This window comes from Mycobacterium sp. NGS40, from assembly GCF_059812735.1.
The window spans coordinates 178662-195658 of the sequence record NZ_JCALDG010000009.1 but is presented as its reverse complement, the minus strand read 5'-3'; the positions used below and the strand labels follow the sequence as shown (position 1 = coordinate 195658).

Sequence of the window (16997 nt, the reverse complement as noted above, 5' to 3'; positions counted from 1 at the left end):
CCCTTCCGGGCCCTCTTACCTCCTGCGCAGCAACGTGTTTCGAGACTCCTGCGGGATGATCGGCATATTGATGATGTGGGCGACCGCCTGCCCGGGGTCGATGCGAATGTAATTAGACTGCCCCCACTGGAATTCCTGGCCGGTTATCTCGTCGCGTACCCAAAACCGCTCATAGGCCTCCATACCCAATGCCGCCATGTCTAACCACAGCGTGCCCTCCTCGGGCCCGAATGCGTTGAGGGTCACTACCACCAGCACGCAGTCCCCGGTGGCCGGGTCGAACTTGCTGTAGGCCAGCAACGCGTCATTGTCGACCGCGTGGAAGTAGATGGTGCGCAGCTGCTCGAGCGCGGGATGGACCCGGCGAATCGCGTTGAGCTGCTTCAGAAATGGTTCCAGTGACCGACCCTCGGCGCGCGCCGCCTCGTAGTCGCGGGGCCGCAGTTCGTACTTCTCCGAGTCGAGGTATTCCTCGCTGCCCTCGCGTACCGCGCGGTGCTCGAACAGCTCGTAGCCGGAATAGACACCCCAGGCCGGACTCATGGTCGCGGCCAGTACCGCGCGGATGGCGAACATGCCCGGGCCGTTGTGCTGCAATATCGCGTGCAGGATGTCGGGCGTGTTCACGAACAGATTCGGCCGCCGGAAGTCCGCGAGATCCGCGATGTCGTTGCCGAATTCGGTGAGTTCCCATTTGGCGGTGCGCCAGGTGAAGTAGCTGTAGGACTGGGTGAACCCAAGCTTGGCCAGGCCGTACTGGCGGGCCGGGGGGGTAAACGCCTCGGACAGGAACAGCACGTCGGGATCGGCGTCTTTGACCTGACCGATCAGCCAGGCCCAGAAGTCCGGCGGCTTGGTGTGCGGATTGTCCACCCGGAAGAACTTGATGCCGTGGTCAACCCAGTGCCGGACCACGCGCAGAACTTCGTCGTAGAGCCCGGCGGGATCGTTGTCGAAGTTGATCGGGTAGATGTCCTGGTACTTTTTCGGCGGGTTCTCCGCGTAAGCGATGGTGCCGTCCGGCAACTCGGTGAACCAGTTCCGGTGTTCGCGCGCCCACGGGTGATCGGGGGCGCACTGCAGCGCCAGGTCCAGGGCGACTTCCATGCCCAGGTCGCGGGCCGCGGCGACGAAGTTGTCGAAGTCCTCGATCGTGCCGAGCTCCGGGTGGATCGCATCGTGGCCGCCCTCGTCGCTACCAATCGCCCACGGCGAACCCACATCGCCGGGAGCGGCGGTGGGGGAGTTGTTGCGCCCCTTGCGGTGTACCTTGCCGATCGGGTGGATCGGCGGCAGATACACGACGTCGAAGCCCATCTCGGCGATGCGCGGAAGGTCCGCGGCTGCCGTCGCGAACGTGCCGTGCACCGGCTTTCCGTCGGCGTCCCAGCCGCCGGTTGAGCGCGGAAACATCTCGTACCAGGAGCCGAAGCGGGCCAGCGGCCGGTCCACCCAGATGCCGTGCTGCTCGCCGCGGGTGACGATCTCCCGCAGCGGATAGGTGCCGAGGATCTCCTCGATGTCGGGCGCCAGCGCCAGCGCGGTGCGTGTCACCGGATCTCCCGGAGCACGCAGCGCCGCCGCGGCGGCCAGCAGCGGCTCGCGCGCGGAGCGTGGCACCCCGGTGGCGGCGCGCTCGAGCAAACCGGCGCCCACCAGCAAGTCGTTGGACAGCTCCTTCTCGCCCTGGCCGGCGTCCAGCTTGGCCAACAGTCCGTGCCGCCAGGTGTCGATCGGATCACCCCAGCCGTCCACGCGATAGGTCCACAGCCCCACCCGATCGGGCGTGAACTGACCATGGAACACGAAGGGCTCGAGGCCCATCGTCATCGGCAGCTGCAGCGGTTTGACCCGCTCGCGCGGTTCGGCGTCCACCGCGGGCAGTGGCTTCTCGGGAGCCTGCACCGCCGTAACGCGGCGCGTCTCGTTGACCTGCGGGTAGCGCGGCCCCAGGTAGCGGACCACCAGGGTTGCCGCGACCGCGTCGTGGCCTTCTCGCCACACCGCGGCACTCACGGGGACCATCTCTCCGACCACCGCTTTGGCGGGGTACGCGCCGCAGGAAATTACGGGTGCGACGTTATCGATCTCGACACGACCGGGCACCACCACTCCGTTCCGTCCGATTGGTTACGGGCAAACCGCGGATTGTGCTGCGGCGCGGAATGCTTGCCGTCTGAGGAAACATCGTCACGTGGGGAAAGTTCCTGTGCAGGGGAAGCGTCTTTGCGGCCCCAATTACTACCCGTACCCACCCTAGTGTCTGGTCACACACGGCCGGCGGCGAACCATCGAAGACTGACCCTGCGAGCGGGCCAATCCTAAGTAAGGTTGTCTTGCGTGAAAGCTCTCCGCCGCTTTACGGTCCGCGCCCACCTGCCCGAGCGGCTTGCCGCACTCGAACAGCTGTCCATCAATCTGCGATGGTCCTGGGACAAGGCGACGCAAGACTTGTTCGCAAGCATCGATCCGACGCTGTGGGCGAATAGCGGCAACGATCCGGTGGCGCTGCTGGGCGCGGTCAGCCCCGCCCGTCTCGACGAATTGGCGCTGGACGAGGGCTTTCTGCGCTGGCTCGATGAGCTGTCCGCCGACTTGAACGACTACCTGTCCCGCCCGCGGTGGTACCAGCAACAGCAGGAAGCCGGCATCGCGATGCCGACCGGTATCGCGTATTTCTCGATGGAGTTCGGCGTCGCCGAGGTGCTGCCCAACTACTCGGGTGGCCTGGGCATCCTGGCCGGCGATCACCTCAAGTCCGCGTCCGATCTGGGCGTGCCGCTGATCGCCGTCGGCCTGTACTACCGCTCGGGGTACTTCCGGCAGTCGCTGAGCGCGGAAGGCTGGCAGAACGAGACCTACCCGTCGCTGGATCCGCAGGGGCTTCCGCTGCGGCTGCTCACCGATGCCGGCGGGAATCCCGCGCTGGTCGAACTGACGCTGCCCGACTCCGCGCGGCTGTCCGCGCGGATCTGGGTGGCACAGGTGGGCCGGGTTCCGTTGCTGCTGCTGGATTCCGACGTCCCCGAGAACGAGCACGATCTGCGCAGCGTCACCGACCGGCTGTACGGCGGCGACCAGGAGCACCGGATGCGCCAGGAGATCCTGGCCGGGATCGGCGGCGTGCGGGCGATTCGCGCGTTCACCGCGATCGAAGGCCTGCCCGCTCCCGAGGTGTTCCACATGAACGAGGGGCACGCCGGCTTCCTCGGTGTGGAGCGCATTCGCGAGCTGATCACCGATCAGGGACTGGACTTCGACACCGCCCTGACGGTGGTGCGCTCGGCCACCGTGTTCACCACCCACACGCCGGTGCCCGCCGGGATCGACCGGTTCCCGGTCGAGATGGTGCAGCTGTACTTCGACGACCATTCCGACGAGGACCTCGACGATCAGGAGCTCGCGTTGCTGCCGGGGGTCCCGATCGACCGGGTGCTCGCCCTCGGCGCCGAAGACGATGAAACCAAATTCAACATGGCGCACATGGGGCTGCGGCTAGCCCAACGCGCCAACGGTGTCTCGCTCCTGCACGGCCGCGTCAGTCGTGGCATGTTCAACGAACTGTGGCCGGGATTCGACCGGGCCGAGGTGCCGATCGGGTCGATCACCAACGGCGTGCACGCCCGCACCTGGGCGGCGCCACAATGGCTGCAGCTGGGCCGCGAGCTGGCCGGGCCGGACGACGCCGCGTTCAGCGATCCGGGTGTGTGGTTACGGCTGCGCGAAGTCGACGCCGGTCATCTGTGGTGGATCCGCTCCCAACTGCGTGCGCTGTTGGTCGAGGACGTCCGGCGGCGGTTGCGCCGCTCGTGGCTGGAGCGCGGCGCGCCACATGCTGAGTTGGGTTGGATCGCAAAGGCATTCGATCCAGACGTGCTCACCGTCGGTTTTGCGCGCCGGGTGCCGACCTACAAGCGGTTGACGTTGATGCTGAGCGACCCCGACCGCCTGGAGCGCCTGCTGCTCAATGAGGATCGCCCGATCCAGCTGATCGTGGCGGGCAAGTCACACCCGGCCGACGACGGGGGCAAGGCCCTGATCCAGCAGATCGTGCGTTTCGCCGATCGGCCCGAGGTGCGCCACCGCATCGCGTTCCTGCCGGACTATGACATGTCCATGGCCCGGCTGCTGTACTGGGGCTGCGACGTCTGGCTGAACAACCCGCTGCGGCCGCTGGAGGCGTGCGGCACGTCGGGAATGAAGAGCGCGCTCAACGGCGGCCTGAACCTGTCCATCCGCGACGGCTGGTGGGACGAATGGTACGACGGCGAAAACGGTTGGGAGATACCGTCGGCCGACAGGGTGAGCAACGAGCAGCGCCGCGACGAGCTGGAGTCCAGCGCCCTGTACGGACTGCTCGAACAAGCGGTAGCGCCGAAGTTCTACGAGCGCAATGAACACGGGGTGCCGCCGCGCTGGATCGAAATGGTTCGGCACACCTTGCAAACGCTCGGGCCCAAGGTGCTGGCGTCCCGCATGGTGCGCGACTACGTCGAGCAGTACTACACGCCGGCTGCGCAGTCGCTGCGCAAAACCATTGCCGACACCGGCGAGGGCGCTTTCGGCGCGGCGCGTGAGCTGGCCGACTACCGGCGCCGTGCCGTTGCGGCGTGGCCGAAGGTCGCGATCACCGATGTCGACTCCACCGGTCTGCCCGACACTCCGGTGCTCGGCTCGAAGCTCACCCTGACCGCGACCGTGCAGCTGGACGGTCTGGCGCCCGACGAGGTCACCGTGGAGGCGGCGGTGGGCCGGGTCGATTCCGGCGATGCACTGCTGGACCCGGTCACCGTCCAGATGTCCTACACCGGAACGGCCGAAGGCGGCAACCAGGTCTTCTCGACGACGACCTCGCTGCCGGTGGCGGGTGCGGTCGGCTACACGGTTCGGGTGCTTCCGTATCACCCGATGCTCGCGGCCGGCAACGAACTCGGCCTGGTGGCGCTCGCCCGTTAGGTGTCGGGCGCGGTGCGCAGGCGCTGCAGGGCGCCGCGGACCTGCTCGGCGTTAGTGGTCTGCCAGAACGGCGGCAGCGACGCCCGCAGGTAGCCGCCATACCCGGCGGTGACCATTCGCGAGTCGAGTATCGCCACCACTCCGCGGTCGGTGTCGCGGCGCAGCAGCCGTCCCGAGCCCTGCGCGAGCAACAGCGCCGCATGATTGGCCGCGACGGCCATGAAACCGTTGCCCCCGCGCGCGGCCACCGCGCGCTGGCGGGCACCCAGCAGCGGGTCGTCCGGACGCGGGAACGGGATGCGGTCGATCAGCACCAGCGACAGCGACGGCCCCGGCACGTCGACGCCCTGCCACAGCGACAGCGTGCCGAACAGTGAGGTCTCGGGGTCGGCACTGAACTGCTCGACCAATGCCGAGGTGCTGTCGTCGCCCTGACACAGCACCGGCGTGGACAACCGCTCGCGCATGGCATCGGCGGCGGCTCGCGCGGCGCGCATCGACGAGAACAGGCCCAGGGTGCGACCGCCGGCTGCGGTGATCAGTTCGGCGATCTCGGTCAGCTGTTCGGCCGAGCCGGTGCCGTCGCGGCCGGGCGGCGGCAGATGCTTTGCCACGTAAAGGATGCCGGCCTTCGCGTGCTCAAACGGCGACCCGACGTCGAGACCCCGCCAGGGCGGGCGTTGCGTCGCATCGTCGGGTCCGGCCAGGCCCCACGCCGAGGCCATCGCATCGAAGGAACCGCCGATCGTCAGCGTGGCGGAGGTCAGCACGGTCGTCGACCGCGAGAACACGTGGTTGCGCAGCAAGCCGGCCACCGTCAGCGGAGCCACCCGCAGCACGGGACGCGTCGAGCCGCGGTTGTCCTCGTGATCCAGCCACACCACCTCGGTGCGATCGGGGATCGCGGGCCCGAACGACGTCAGAATCCGCGACGCGGTATCGGAGATCTCGCTCAGCGCCGCAACGGCTTCGGCGCGCGCGGCGGCCGCCTTGGCGTCGCTGGTGGTGTCGATGTCGGCGCGCGCCGCGCCGGCCACGTCGCGCAGCGCGCGCAGGTACGTCGCCAGCTCGTCGTCGAGGTGGTCGATGCGACCCGGCGTGGCGTCGTGGATCGCCGCGGCGAAGGTTGCGGTGGTCGCCTCCAGGCGTCCGACCAGTTCCGGGTTCACCAATCGGGTGATCCGCCGCGCGGCGACCCCGAGGGCGGCCGACGTCAACTCCGCGGTGGCCACCGACGTCACCCGGTCGGCCAACTCGTGCGCCTCGTCGACCACCAGCAGCGAATGTTCGGGCAGCACCGTCGATTCGGAGACGGCGTCGATGGCCAGCAGGGCGTGATTGGTGACGACGATGTCGGCCACGCCGGCGCGCCCGCGAGCGCGTTCGGAGAAGCATTCCGAGCCGAACGGGCAGCGGGCCACCCCGAGGCATTCGCGCGCCGAGACGCTGACCTGCGACCAGGATCGTTCCGGCACACCGGGTTTGAGGTCATCACGGTCACCGGTATCCGTCGTCGCGGCCCATGCGGTGAGTCGCTGCACGTCGCGGCCCAGGGCGCTGGCCGCCATCGGATTGAACAGCTCCTCCTGGGGTCGTGTCTCGTCGCCGTCGGGTTCTTCGGCAGAGCCGTTGTGAATCTTGTTCAGACACAGATAGTTTCGCCGTCCCTTCAGCAACGCGAACCGGGGTCGATGCGGCAGCGCGTCGGCAAGCGAATCGGCCAGCCGCGGCAGGTCACGATCGACAAGCTGGCGCTGCAGCGCGATCGTCGCCGTCGACACCACGACCGGCTCCTCGTCGGCGATCGCGTGCACGATCGCCGGAATCAGGTAGGCCAGCGACTTACCGGTCCCGGTGCCGGCCTGTACGGCGAGGTGCTCGCCGGTTTCGAATGCGCGCGCGACCGCGGTGGCCATCTCCTGCTGGCCGCTGCGTTCGCTGCCGCCGAGCGCGGCCACGGCGATCGCCAGCAGCTCGGGCACAGACACCTCTGGCGTGATAACTCCCGTTGTTGCGCGCGGATTCGGCTAGCTCGACCGTATCGATTCGACCGGGACGCGCGTCGTCGGAATCGCCGGTTCGCCGTGCGCCAATTTCAGGCCCTCCCAAGGCAGGCTGTGCAGCCCGGACGCCACCAGGTCCCGGGCGGCGGACAGGGCCACGCGGTCGGTGCCCGCCACCACCTCGCCGCCGCGGACGAGCGGGACGGTCAGCACCCGGAACGGCTCGGTGGTCGCCGGGGGCCGGCCCGCGGGGTGCACGACCTCTTCGATGATCGTGCCGGTGGCGCGGGATAGTCGCAGCGCTTCTTTGTGGCCACCCTGGGATTCCTTGTGGCTGCTGCGCTTTTGCACCGGTATGCCGTCGACTTCGACCAGCTTGTAGACCATGCCCGCGGTCGGGGCGCCCGAGCCGGTCACCACCGAGGTGCCGGCGCCGTAGCTGTCGACCGGCTCGGCCCGCAGCGCGGCGATGGAGAACTCGTCGAGATCGCCGGACACCACGATGCGGGTGCGGGTGGCGCCCAGCTGGTCGAGCTGCTCGCGCACCTGGCGGGCGAGCACGCCGAGCTCGCCGGAGTCCAGTCGCACCGCGCCGAGCGTCGCCCCGGCGGCGGCCACGGCGTTGGTCACGCCGGTTGTCACGTCGTAGGTATCCACCAGCAGCGTGGTGTCCACGCCCAGCGCGTCGACCTGGGCCCGGAATGCGGCGACCTCGTCGGGCCCACCCTCGCCGGTGTGCAGCATGGTGAACGCGTGTGCGGCGGTGCCTTCGGTGGGGACGCCGTAGCGACGCTCGGCTTCGAGGTTCGATGACGCGGCGAAACCGGCGATGTAGGCCGCGCGGGCCGCGGCGACGGCGGATCGTTCGTGGGTTCGCCGCGATCCCATTTCGATCAGTGGGCGCCCGGCGGCCGCACTGACCATGCGCGCCGCCGCGGAGGCGATCGCCGTGTCGTGGTTGAAGATCGACAGCGCCAGCGTTTCGAGCATCACACATTCAGCGAAGCTGCCGCGCACCGTCAGCACGGGCGAGCCCGGAAAGTAGAGCTCGCCTTCGGCGTAGCCGTCGATATCGCCGGTGAACCGGAAATCGCGGAGATAACGCACGGTGTCGGCGTCGAGGAATTGCCCCAGTAGCCGGCACGCGTCGTCGTCGAACCTGAACTCTGGCAAGAGCTCCAGCAAACGACCGGTGCCGGCGACCACGCCGTAGCGCCGGCCTGCGGGAAGGCGGCGGGCGAACAATTCGAACGTGGTCCGGCGCTCCGCCGTGCCGTCGCGCAGCGCCGCTGCCAGCATCGTCAACTCGTACTTGTCGGTTAACAGCCCAGCTAAGGCCGGCTCGTTCATTCTCCCAACGGTAACGGCTGGCAGCGGGCGGCCGGTCTCTCGGTATCCTGGAGGCCATGGTTGCCGCATCAGCGCCCACCAAGCCCGGCACCTCCGGGCAACGCGAGTCCGCTCCGGTCGAGGTCACCGCCAGTCCCTGGGTCACCATCGTGTGGGACGACCCGGTCAATTTGATGACCTACGTGACGTACGTGTTCCAGAAGTTGTTCGGCTACAGCGAGCCGCATGCCACCAAATTGATGCTGCAGGTGCACAACGAAGGTAAGGCAGTGGTGTCGGCGGGTAGCCGCGAGTCGATGGAAGTCGACGTGTCCAAGCTGCACGCCGCCGGTTTGTGGGCGACGCTGCAGCAGGACCGCTGAGATCGATTTCCGGTGCGCAAATGGAAGCGGGTTGAGACCGCCGACGGTCCCCGTTTCCGGTCTTCCCTGGCTCCGCATGAGGCGGAGCTGCTGAAGAATCTGGTCGGTGCGTTGATCGGCCTGCTCGACGAGCGCGAATCCTCTTCGCCGCCAGACGAACTCGAGGAGATCACCGGCATCAAGACCGGAAACGCCGAGCCGCCTCAAGATCCGACGCTGCGACGGCTGCTGCCGGACTTCTTCCGGCCCGACGACGAGGACACGTCGAGCGTTGGGTCGCAAACACCCGAAGGGCTGAACTCGGCGCTGCGCAGTCTGCACGAGCCCGAGATTATCGACGCCAAACGTGTTGCGGCACAGCAGTTATTGCGCACTATTCCGGATAGTGGCGGACGGTTCGAGCTCAGCGAGGACCAGGCCAACGCCTGGATCTCGGCCGTCAACGACATTCGGCTGGCGCTGGGAGTCATGCTGGAAATCGGGCCGGACGGGCCGGAACGGCTGTCGGCCGATCATCCGATGGCCACCCACTTCGACGTCTACCAGTGGCTGACCGTGCTGCAGGAGTACCTGGTGTTGGTGCTGATGGGTAAGCAGGCCGGATGAACGCGCTCACCGACGTCGGGGGCATCCGCGTCGGCCACTATCAGCGCCTGGATCCGGACGCGTCCTTGGGCGCCGGGTGGGCCAGCGGCGTCACCGTCGTGCTGACCCCGCCGGGGACCGTCGGCGCGGTCGATTGCCGCGGCGGCGCACCCGGCACCCGGGAGACCGATCTGCTGGACCCGGCCAACACGGTGCGATTCGTCGACGCGGTGCTACTGGCCGGCGGCAGCGCCTACGGCTTGGCGGCCGCCGACGGCGTGATGCGCTGGCTGGAGGAGCACGAGCGCGGCGTGGCGATGAAGGGCGGACTGGTGCCCATCGTCCCGGGTGCCGTGATCTTCGATCTGCCGGTCGGCGGCTGGGACTGCCGGCCGACGGCGGAGTTCGGCTATGCCGCCTGCGAAGCCGCCGGCGCGGCGGTGGCCGTCGGCACGGTCGGCGCCGGGGTGGGGGCGCGGGCCGGCGTGCTCAAGGGCGGCATCGGCACGGCGTCGACCACATTGCCGTCGGGCGTCACCGTCGGCGCGGTCGTCGCGGTCAACTCCGCCGGCGAGGTCGTCGACCGGACCACCGGCCTGCCGTGGATGGCGGATGCGATCAAGGCGTTCGCGTTGACGCCGCCGCCGGCGGACCAGATCGACGCGCTCGCGCAGCTACCGTCGCCGCTGGAACCGCTCAACACGACGATCGCGGTGGTCGCGACCGACGCGGCGCTGAGTTCCGCGGCGTGCCGACGGGTCGCCATCGCCGCCCAGGACGGCCTGGCCCGCTCCATTCGCCCGGCGCACACCCCGCTGGACGGCGACACCGTGTTCGCGCTGGCGACCGGGGCGGTCGAGGTGCCGCCGCCGGCCGATGCGCCCGCGGCGATGTCCCCGGAGACGCCCCTGGTCACCGAGGTGGGTGCGGCCGCGGCCGATTGCCTGGCCCGTGCCGTGCTGGTCGGTGTGTTGTCGGCCGAGTCGGTCGCCGGAGTACCGACCTACCGCGACACGTTGCCGGGTGCATTCGGGACAGGGAGCTGACGTGCTGGTGATCCGTGCCGACGCTGGGCGGACGTGCCAGGCTGGCGACGCCTGTGCCGGTAGCCTGGATGTTGCCGTGGACGCTCGAGAAGGGCAATTATGGGCATGAGCCCCAGACAGCAACGCGTACCCGCTACCCAAAAAAAGCGGCCCGAGTGGGTGGTGGGCGGGGCCACGATCCTCACCTTCGTGGCGCTGCTGTATCTGATCGAACTGTTCGATCAACTCTCGCGGCATTCCTTGGACGCAAACGGCATCAGGCCGCTGGAAACCGACGGCCTGTGGGGCATCGTCTTCGCGCCCGTGCTGCACGCCAACTGGCAGCACCTGATGGCCAATACCGTTCCCCTGCTAGTGCTGGGGTTTTTGATGACCCTGGCCGGATTGTCCCGCTTCGTGTGGGCGACCGCGATCGTGTGGATCCTGGGCGGCTTCGGCACCTGGCTGATCGGCGACTGGGGCAGCAACTGCGGCCCGACGGACCATATCGGGGCCTCTGGGCTGATCTTCGGCTGGCTGGCCTTTCTGCTGGTCTTCGGGATATTCGTGCGCCGGTTCGTCGACATCGTCATCGGCCTGGTGGTGCTGTTCATCTACGGCGGCGTGCTGCTCGGCGCAATGCCGGTGCTCGGCCAATGCGGCGGGGTGTCCTGGCAGGGCCACTTGTGTGGCGCCATCGCCGGAGTTGTCGCCGCGTATCTGTTGTCCGCCCCGGAACGCAAGGCCCGGGCGAAGCGTAAAGCGGGCACCGTGCCGCGGCTGAAGGCATGAGCTCACCCATGGCGCCCGTCGGGGTCTTCGACTCCGGCGTCGGGGGACTGACGGTCGCCCGCGCGATCATCGATCAACTGCCGGACGAGGACATCGTCTATGTCGGCGACACCGGCAACGGCCCCTACGGCCCGCTCACCATTCCCGAGGTGCGCGCCCACGCGCTGGCCATCGGTGACGACCTGGTCGGCCGTGGGGTGAAGGCGTTGGTGATCGCCTGCAACACCGCGTCGGCAGCCTGCCTGCGCGATGCCCGCGAGCGCTACGACGTGCCCGTCGTCGAGGTGATCCTGCCGGCCGTGCGCCGCGCCGTGGCCACCACCCGCAACGGCCGCATCGGCGTGATCGGCACCCAGGCGACCATCACCTCGCACGCCTACCAGGACGCGTTCGCCGCCGCCCGTGACACCGAGATCACCGCGGTGGCCTGCCCGCGCTTTGTCGACTTCGTCGAGCGCGGCGTGACGAGTGGGCGTCAGGTCTTGGGTCTGGCCGAGGGATACCTGGAGCCACTGCAACGCGCTCAGGTCGACACGTTGGTGTTGGGCTGCACGCACTACCCGCTGTTGTCGGGGTTGATTCAGCTGGCGATGGGCGAAAACGTGACGCTCGTTTCCAGCGCCGAGGAAACCGCGAAGGAAGTGCTGAGGGTGCTCAGCGAACGGGATTTGCTGCGCCCGCATGACGCGCCGCCGGCGACGCGCGTTTTCGAAGCCACCGGCGACCCCGAGGCGTTCACGAAACTGGCGGCGCGATTTTTGGGACCGGCCGTCAATGGCGTCCGGCCGGTGCACCACTCGCCGATTGGCTAGTCGGCAGCGAGATTCTCATCACATCAATCGTGCGATGTTTTTCTCATGGTGCTTCCGGGCATGGCACAGTAGTGCCTGTGCGAATAACCGTGCTCGGCTGCTCGGGCAGCGTGGTCGGTCCGGACTCGCCGGCGTCGGGATATTTGCTTCGGGCTCCGGACACTCCGCCGCTGGTCCTGGACTTCGGCGGGGGTGTGCTGGGCGCGTTACAGCGTTATGCCGACCCGGGTTCCGTGCACGTGCTGTTGTCCCATCTGCATGCCGACCATTGTCTGGATATGCCGGGGCTATTCGTGTGGCGCCGCTATCACCCGTCGTCGCGTCCGCTCGGCAAGGCGATGTTGTACGGCCCCAGCGACACCTGGTCGCGGTTGGGCGCCGCGTCGTCGCCCTACGGCGGTGAAATCGACGACTGCTCGGACATATTCGACGTCCGTCACTGGGTCGACGGCGAGCCGGTCGAAGTCGGCGCCCTCACCGTGACACCACGCATTGTCGCGCATCCCACCGAGTCCTACGGTTTGCGGATCACCGATCCCAGCGGGGCGTCGTTCGTCTACAGCGGGGACACCGGAGTCTGCGATCAGCTCGTCGAGCTGGCTCGTGACGCCGACGTGTTTCTGTGCGAGGCGTCCTGGACGCACGCGCCGGATCGTCCGCCCGCACTGCACTTGTCGGGCACCGAAGCCGGCCGGGTCGCGGCACAGGCCGGCGTCCGCGAGCTGCTGCTGACCCACATACCGCCGTGGACCTCGCGGGAGGACGTGATCAGCGAGGCCAAGGTCGAGTTCGACGGTCCGGTGCACGCCGTGGTGTGCAACGAGACATTCGACGTTCGGCACTCCGAACGAGTCTGATTCAGCCGACCTGCCTGCGTGACGCACCGGCGGGCTGGGGTGGCTAGGGTTATTGGGTGTCGAAACGAGAAGACGGTCGCAATGACGACGAGCTTCGTCCGCTAGTCATCACGCGGGGGTTCACCGAGAATCCCGCGGGTTCGGTCCTGATCGGATTTGGTGGAACCAAGGTCCTGTGCACCGCGAGTGTCACCGAGGGAGTACCGCGCTGGCGCAAGGGGACTGGCCTGGGCTGGCTGACCGCGGAGTACGCCATGCTGCCGTCGGCCACCCACACTCGCTCCGACCGGGAATCGGTGAAGGGCCGGCTGTCCGGGCGCACCCAGGAAATCAGTCGGCTGATCGGTCGATCGCTGCGCGCGTGTATCGACCTGGCGGCGCTGGGGGAGAACACCATCGCCGTCGACTGCGATGTGCTGCAGGCCGACGGCGGTACCCGCACGGCGGCGATCACGGGTGCCTATGTGGCGTTGGCCGACGCGGTGACCTATCTGTCGGCGGCGGGCAAGCTGTCGGATCCGCGGCCGTTGTCGTGCGCGATCGCGGCGGTCAGCGTAGGCGTGGTCGACGGCAGGATCCGCGTCGACCTGCCCTACGAGGAGGACTCGCGCGCCGAGGTCGACATGAACGTCGTCGCCACCGACACCGGAACCCTGGTGGAGATCCAGGGCACCGGCGAGGGCGCGACGTTCCCGCGCTCGACGTTGGACAAGCTGCTCGATATGGCGCTCGGCGCTTGCGACACGCTCTTCGCCGCCCAGCGTGAGTCGCTCGAGTTGCCATATCCGGGTGTGCTCCCCGAAGGGCCCGGGCAGTCGAAGGCGTTCGGCAGCTGACCCGCCTGCTCGTCGCCAGCCGCAACCCCAAGAAGCTGGCCGAACTGCGCCGGGTGCTGGATGGCGCAGGGCTGACGGGGCTGACGCTGGTGTCGCTCGACGACGTCGCGCCGTTCGACGAGGCGCCGGAAACCGGCGAGAGATTCGAGGACAACGCGTTGGCGAAGGCGCGGGATGCGTTCGCGGCCACCGGCTTAGCGACGGTTGCCGATGACTCCGGCCTAGAGGTGGCGGCGCTGCGCGGTATGCCCGGCGTGCTGTCGGCCCGCTGGGCGGGCAGTCACGGCGACGACGCCGGCAACACCGCGCTGCTGCTTGCCCAGCTGCGTGATGTGCCCGACGAACGGCGCTGCGCGGCATTTGTGTCGGCCTGCGCGCTGGTGTGGGACAGCGGCGAAGTCGTCGTCCGCGGCGAATGGCCGGGCACGATCGCCCACGCGCCGCGCGGCGACGGCGGGTTCGGCTACGACCCGGTCTTCATCCCGGGCGGCTCCGAGCGCTCCGCGGCGGAGTTGAGTCCCGCGGAGAAGGACGCGGCCTCGCACCGCGGTCGGGCCCTGGCGCTGCTGTTGCCCGCGTTGCGCGCGCTGGCCTGAGTCAGTCGGGCGGCCCGCGAGTAGTGAAGCCAGCCGCACGTTCGGCCTCGAGTGTGAAGCCAGCGTCACACCCGGCGGCGAGATCTACAGCCCGAAGCGGGCCTTGATGTCCTTGGTCTGGAAGTGCTCGACGATGATGCCCAGCAGCGGGATCGTGCCGGCCAGCAGCACGCCGATGGTCTTACCGATCGGCCAGCGGACCTTGATCGCCAGATTGAAAGCCGTTAACACGTAAGCGAAATAGACCCAGCCGTGCACGATTCCGATCCACCGGATCTCGTGGTGGAACACCAGATGCGAGACGATTTCGTAGCACAGAGCGATCAGCCACAGACCCGTGGTCCACGTCATGATCCGATAGCCGAGCAGAGCCGGGCGGATGCGGTCGGCGGAGACGGCTGGGCTGGTTTCGGAGCTAGTTTCAGAGCTAGTTTCAGGGGGTGTCTCGGGTGTGGTCACGCGGTGGTCCTGTTCTGCTTTTCGGCATCGTGGGCAGCGAGCTGGGCCAGATAAGCGTTGTACTCCCGCAGGGCGGGGTCGTCGTCGGATGGTGGCTGCGCGGGAGCGGGCCGCTCGGGTAGCAGCCCGGCCGGGATCTCGGTGACCGCCCCGTGATTGCGCGGCTGCGGCGGAGCCTCTTCGTAGCGGACGAAGTTGCGGTACGCGTAGACGCAGAACCACGCGAACAACGGCCATTGCAATGCGTAGCCGAGGTTTTGGAACGTGCCGGACGGGGACTCGAAGCGTGTCCACTGCCACCAGCCCAAGGCCAGGCAGCCACCGGCCGCGACGATCGCCAAAACGATCAGCGCGGGCCGGTGATGGCGCTGACGACGGGCCTCACTGGACACCCCTCGACGGTACCGCGCGCTATTGAGGCCGCGTGACAGCAGCGCGGTGGGTTCGCTGGACGGCTGATGTGGCAAAACTCTCACCGGCCAATAGAAGGCTAGCCTTGCCTTACTCAGACGTGTAACGTCGCTCGCCATGGCCTCCTCTTCCGCTGCGGTGACCACTGCGCTGCAAAGCATTCTGCGTGACGACCTCAACGTCGACATGGCCCGGGTCACCCCCGATGCCAGGCTGGTCGATGACGTCGGCCTGGATTCCGTGGCCTTTGCTGTGGGCATGGTTGCCATCGAAGAGCGGCTCGGCGTCGCGCTGTCCGAGGAAGAGCTGCTGACCTGCGATACCGTCGGCGATCTGGACGCGGCGATCGCGGCCAAAAAACCGTAATGAGCGAACTTGCGGCGGCGATCACCCGGTCGATGCGGACCGCGACCTCCGAATTGGCCGTCTTCGACAAGGAGTCGTCGGACTGGAAGCGGCTCCCGTGGCCGGAAGTGCACGGGTTAGCCGAAGGGGTTGCGGCCTGGCTGCTTGACCATGACCGGCCCGCCGCGGTCGGTCTCGTCGGTGAGCCGACCGTCGAGTTCATCGCCGCGATCCAGGGTGCGTGGCTAACCGGCGCGGCCATCTCGATCCTGCCGGGGCCGGTACGAGGCGCTGACTCTCAGCACTGGGCGGAGTCGACGCTGACCCGGTTTGCCGGCATCGGGGTAGGCGCGGTACTGAGCCACGGCTCGCACTTGGAAGGCCTGCGAGCGGCCGCGCACCCGAGCATCGTCACCGAAGACCTCGCCACCGCGGCAGGCACCCGCCGCTCGGCTTCGGGCATCCCCCACGCCGACCCAGTCGGCCCCGCCATTCTGCAGGGAACGGCGGGATCGACCGGATCACCCAAAACCGCGATGCTGTCGCCGGGCGCCGTACTCAGCAACATGCGCGGTCTCGATCAACGATTCACCCTTGACGCGTCCCGTGACGTTGTTTGCTCATGGCTGCCGCTTTTTCACGACATGGGGCTTACCTGCGTGCTCGCCTCGACGCTGGCCGGGATGCCACTGTGGCTGTCTTCGCCAACGGCGTTCTCCGCATCGCCGTTCAACTGGCTGAAGTGGCTCTCGGAAAGCCGTGCGACGATCACCGCCGCACCCAACCTCGCCTACAACATCCTCGGCAAGTACGCGTCGCTGGTGTCCGACGTCGATCTCGGCGCCATGCGGGTTGCCATCAACGGTGGCGAACCGGTGGACTGCGACGGGTTTGCGCGATTCACAGAAGCCATGGCGCCGTTCGGGTTTGACGCTGGTGTGCCGGCACCGTCGTACGGCCTCGCCGAGTCCACCTGCGCGGTCGCCCTGCCCACGCCCGGTACCGGATTGACCTTCGCCACCGTCTCGGACGAGAGCGGTTCGCGTAAATACGCCGTTCTGGGCGAGGCGCTTTCGGGCATGGAAATCCGGGTGGTATCCAGCGATCGGTATGCCGGCACGGCCGACCATGAGATCGGTGAGATCGAAATTCGCGGCACGTCGATGATGGATGGTTACCTGGGGCACCCGGCCATCGATCGCGAAGACTGGTTTCCCACCGGCGATTTGGGCTTTTTCGACGATGGCGGTCTGGTCGTGTGTGGCCGGGCCAAAGAAATCATCTCGATCGCGGGACGCAATATTTTCCCGACGGAGATCGAGCTGATCGCCGCTCAAGTCACCGGGGTGCGAGAAGGCTGCGTGGTCGCCCTGGGCACCGGCGAGCGGTCCGCTCGTCCCGGCCTGGTCGTCGCCGCCGAGTTCAAAGGCGACGACCAGACCCAGGCCCGCACCGAAGTGATCCAGCGCATCGCGTCGGTATGCGGAATCGTGCCGGCCGACGTGGTTTTCATGTCTCCTGGTTCCCTGCCGCGCACCTCGTCGGGCAAGCTGCGTCGGCTGGAAGTGCGGCGCACCCTCAAGCTGGTGGACTGACGTGACCGCGACA

The 16997-nt window shown here is 67.9% G+C and carries 14 protein-coding genes and 2 pseudogenes; 11 read left to right on the top strand and 5 right to left on the bottom strand.

Translation table 11 applies throughout. The annotated features are described in order from the left end of the window. Positions 1-15: 15 nt before the first annotated feature. Entirely contained in the window at positions 16-2106 is a 2091-nt protein-coding gene (locus AC5Y5O_RS16115) for an alpha-1,4-glucan--maltose-1-phosphate maltosyltransferase (RefSeq protein WP_207768558.1), read from the bottom strand. Between the two features lie 234 nt (positions 2107-2340). Between AC5Y5O_RS16115 and glgP the strand changes: the two genes are divergently transcribed. Beyond that, positions 2341-4956, top strand: a complete 2616-nt coding sequence (gene glgP, locus AC5Y5O_RS16110) for an alpha-glucan family phosphorylase (RefSeq protein ID WP_500025710.1) — start codon at positions 2341-2343, stop codon at positions 4954-4956. Here glgP and AC5Y5O_RS16105 read toward each other — a convergent pair. Beyond that, the gene (locus tag AC5Y5O_RS16105) at positions 4953-6956 is read right to left on the bottom strand and encodes an ATP-dependent DNA helicase (protein ID WP_096289544.1); all 2004 of its coding nucleotides are present in this window, start codon (positions 6954-6956) and stop codon (positions 4953-4955) included. The two genes, glgP and AC5Y5O_RS16105, sit on opposite strands and share 4 nt — an antisense overlap. 27 nt (positions 6957-6983) lie before the next feature. After that, positions 6984-8367 (bottom strand): annotated as a pseudogene (locus tag AC5Y5O_RS16100) (nicotinate phosphoribosyltransferase). On the opposite strand from AC5Y5O_RS16100, the gene clpS reads away from it, so the two are divergent. The 8 genes from clpS (at position 8366) to AC5Y5O_RS16060 (ending at position 14174) form a co-directional block, all read left to right on the top strand. After that, complete coding sequence (gene clpS / locus AC5Y5O_RS16095; protein ID WP_096289542.1) at positions 8366-8671, top strand: ATP-dependent Clp protease adapter ClpS; 306 nt, start codon at positions 8366-8368, stop codon at positions 8669-8671. The pseudogene AC5Y5O_RS16100 and the gene clpS overlap by 2 nt on opposite strands. A gap of 12 nt (positions 8672-8683) precedes the next feature. After that, the gene (gene aosR, locus AC5Y5O_RS16090) at positions 8684-9277 is read left to right on the top strand and encodes an oxidative stress transcriptional regulator AosR (RefSeq protein ID WP_096289541.1); all 594 of its coding nucleotides are present in this window, start codon (positions 8684-8686) and stop codon (positions 9275-9277) included. Then, positions 9274-10302 carry a P1 family peptidase gene (locus AC5Y5O_RS16085; RefSeq protein WP_500025708.1) on the top strand — a complete coding sequence of 343 codons (1029 nt, stop codon included), beginning with the start codon at positions 9274-9276 and terminating at the stop codon, positions 10300-10302. The genes aosR and AC5Y5O_RS16085 overlap by 4 nt, the downstream gene beginning before the upstream one ends. Before the next feature lie 99 nt (positions 10303-10401). Continuing rightward, positions 10402-11073, top strand: a complete 672-nt coding sequence (locus tag AC5Y5O_RS16080; RefSeq protein WP_096289539.1) for a rhomboid family intramembrane serine protease — start codon at positions 10402-10404, stop codon at positions 11071-11073. Next, complete coding sequence (gene murI / locus AC5Y5O_RS16075) at positions 11070-11885, top strand: glutamate racemase (RefSeq protein WP_096289538.1); 816 nt, start codon at positions 11070-11072, stop codon at positions 11883-11885. The genes AC5Y5O_RS16080 and murI overlap by 4 nt, the downstream gene beginning before the upstream one ends. Positions 11886-11956: 71 nt before the next feature. Beyond that, positions 11957-12742 (top strand): cyclic nucleotide-degrading phosphodiesterase, encoded by a 786-nt coding sequence (locus AC5Y5O_RS16070; protein ID WP_096289537.1) that lies wholly within the window; start codon positions 11957-11959, stop codon positions 12740-12742. 56 nt (positions 12743-12798) lie between these two features. Next, positions 12799-13578, top strand: a complete 780-nt coding sequence (gene rph / locus AC5Y5O_RS16065; RefSeq protein ID WP_096289536.1) for a ribonuclease PH — start codon at positions 12799-12801, stop codon at positions 13576-13578. Beyond that, complete coding sequence (locus AC5Y5O_RS16060; protein ID WP_096289535.1) at positions 13575-14174, top strand: non-canonical purine NTP pyrophosphatase; 600 nt, start codon at positions 13575-13577, stop codon at positions 14172-14174. Before rph ends, AC5Y5O_RS16060 begins: the two co-directional genes overlap by 4 nt. Positions 14175-14258: 84 nt before the next feature. Here AC5Y5O_RS16060 and AC5Y5O_RS16055 read toward each other — a convergent pair whose 3' ends face one another. Continuing rightward, entirely contained in the window at positions 14259-14633 is a 375-nt protein-coding gene (locus AC5Y5O_RS16055) for a DUF3817 domain-containing protein (protein WP_423790914.1), read from the bottom strand. Then, positions 14630-15025, bottom strand: coding sequence for a hypothetical protein (locus AC5Y5O_RS16050; protein WP_096289533.1), 396 nt, complete (start codon positions 15023-15025; stop codon positions 14630-14632). Before AC5Y5O_RS16050 ends, AC5Y5O_RS16055 begins: the two co-directional genes overlap by 4 nt. A 130-nt stretch (positions 15026-15155) precedes the next feature. On the opposite strand from AC5Y5O_RS16050, the pseudogene AC5Y5O_RS16045 reads away from it, so the two are divergent. Together AC5Y5O_RS16045 and mbtM are read left to right on the top strand one after the other, a co-directional pair. Next, positions 15156-15410: pseudogene (locus AC5Y5O_RS16045) on the top strand (acyl carrier protein); the annotation flags it as partial. After that, on the top strand, positions 15410-16984 hold the full coding sequence (mbtM, locus tag AC5Y5O_RS16040; RefSeq protein WP_096289531.1) for a long-chain-fatty acid--ACP ligase MbtM: 1575 nt from the start codon (positions 15410-15412) through the stop codon (positions 16982-16984). The pseudogene AC5Y5O_RS16045 and the gene mbtM, both read left to right, overlap by 1 nt. The last annotated feature ends 13 nt before the right edge of the window (positions 16985-16997 follow it).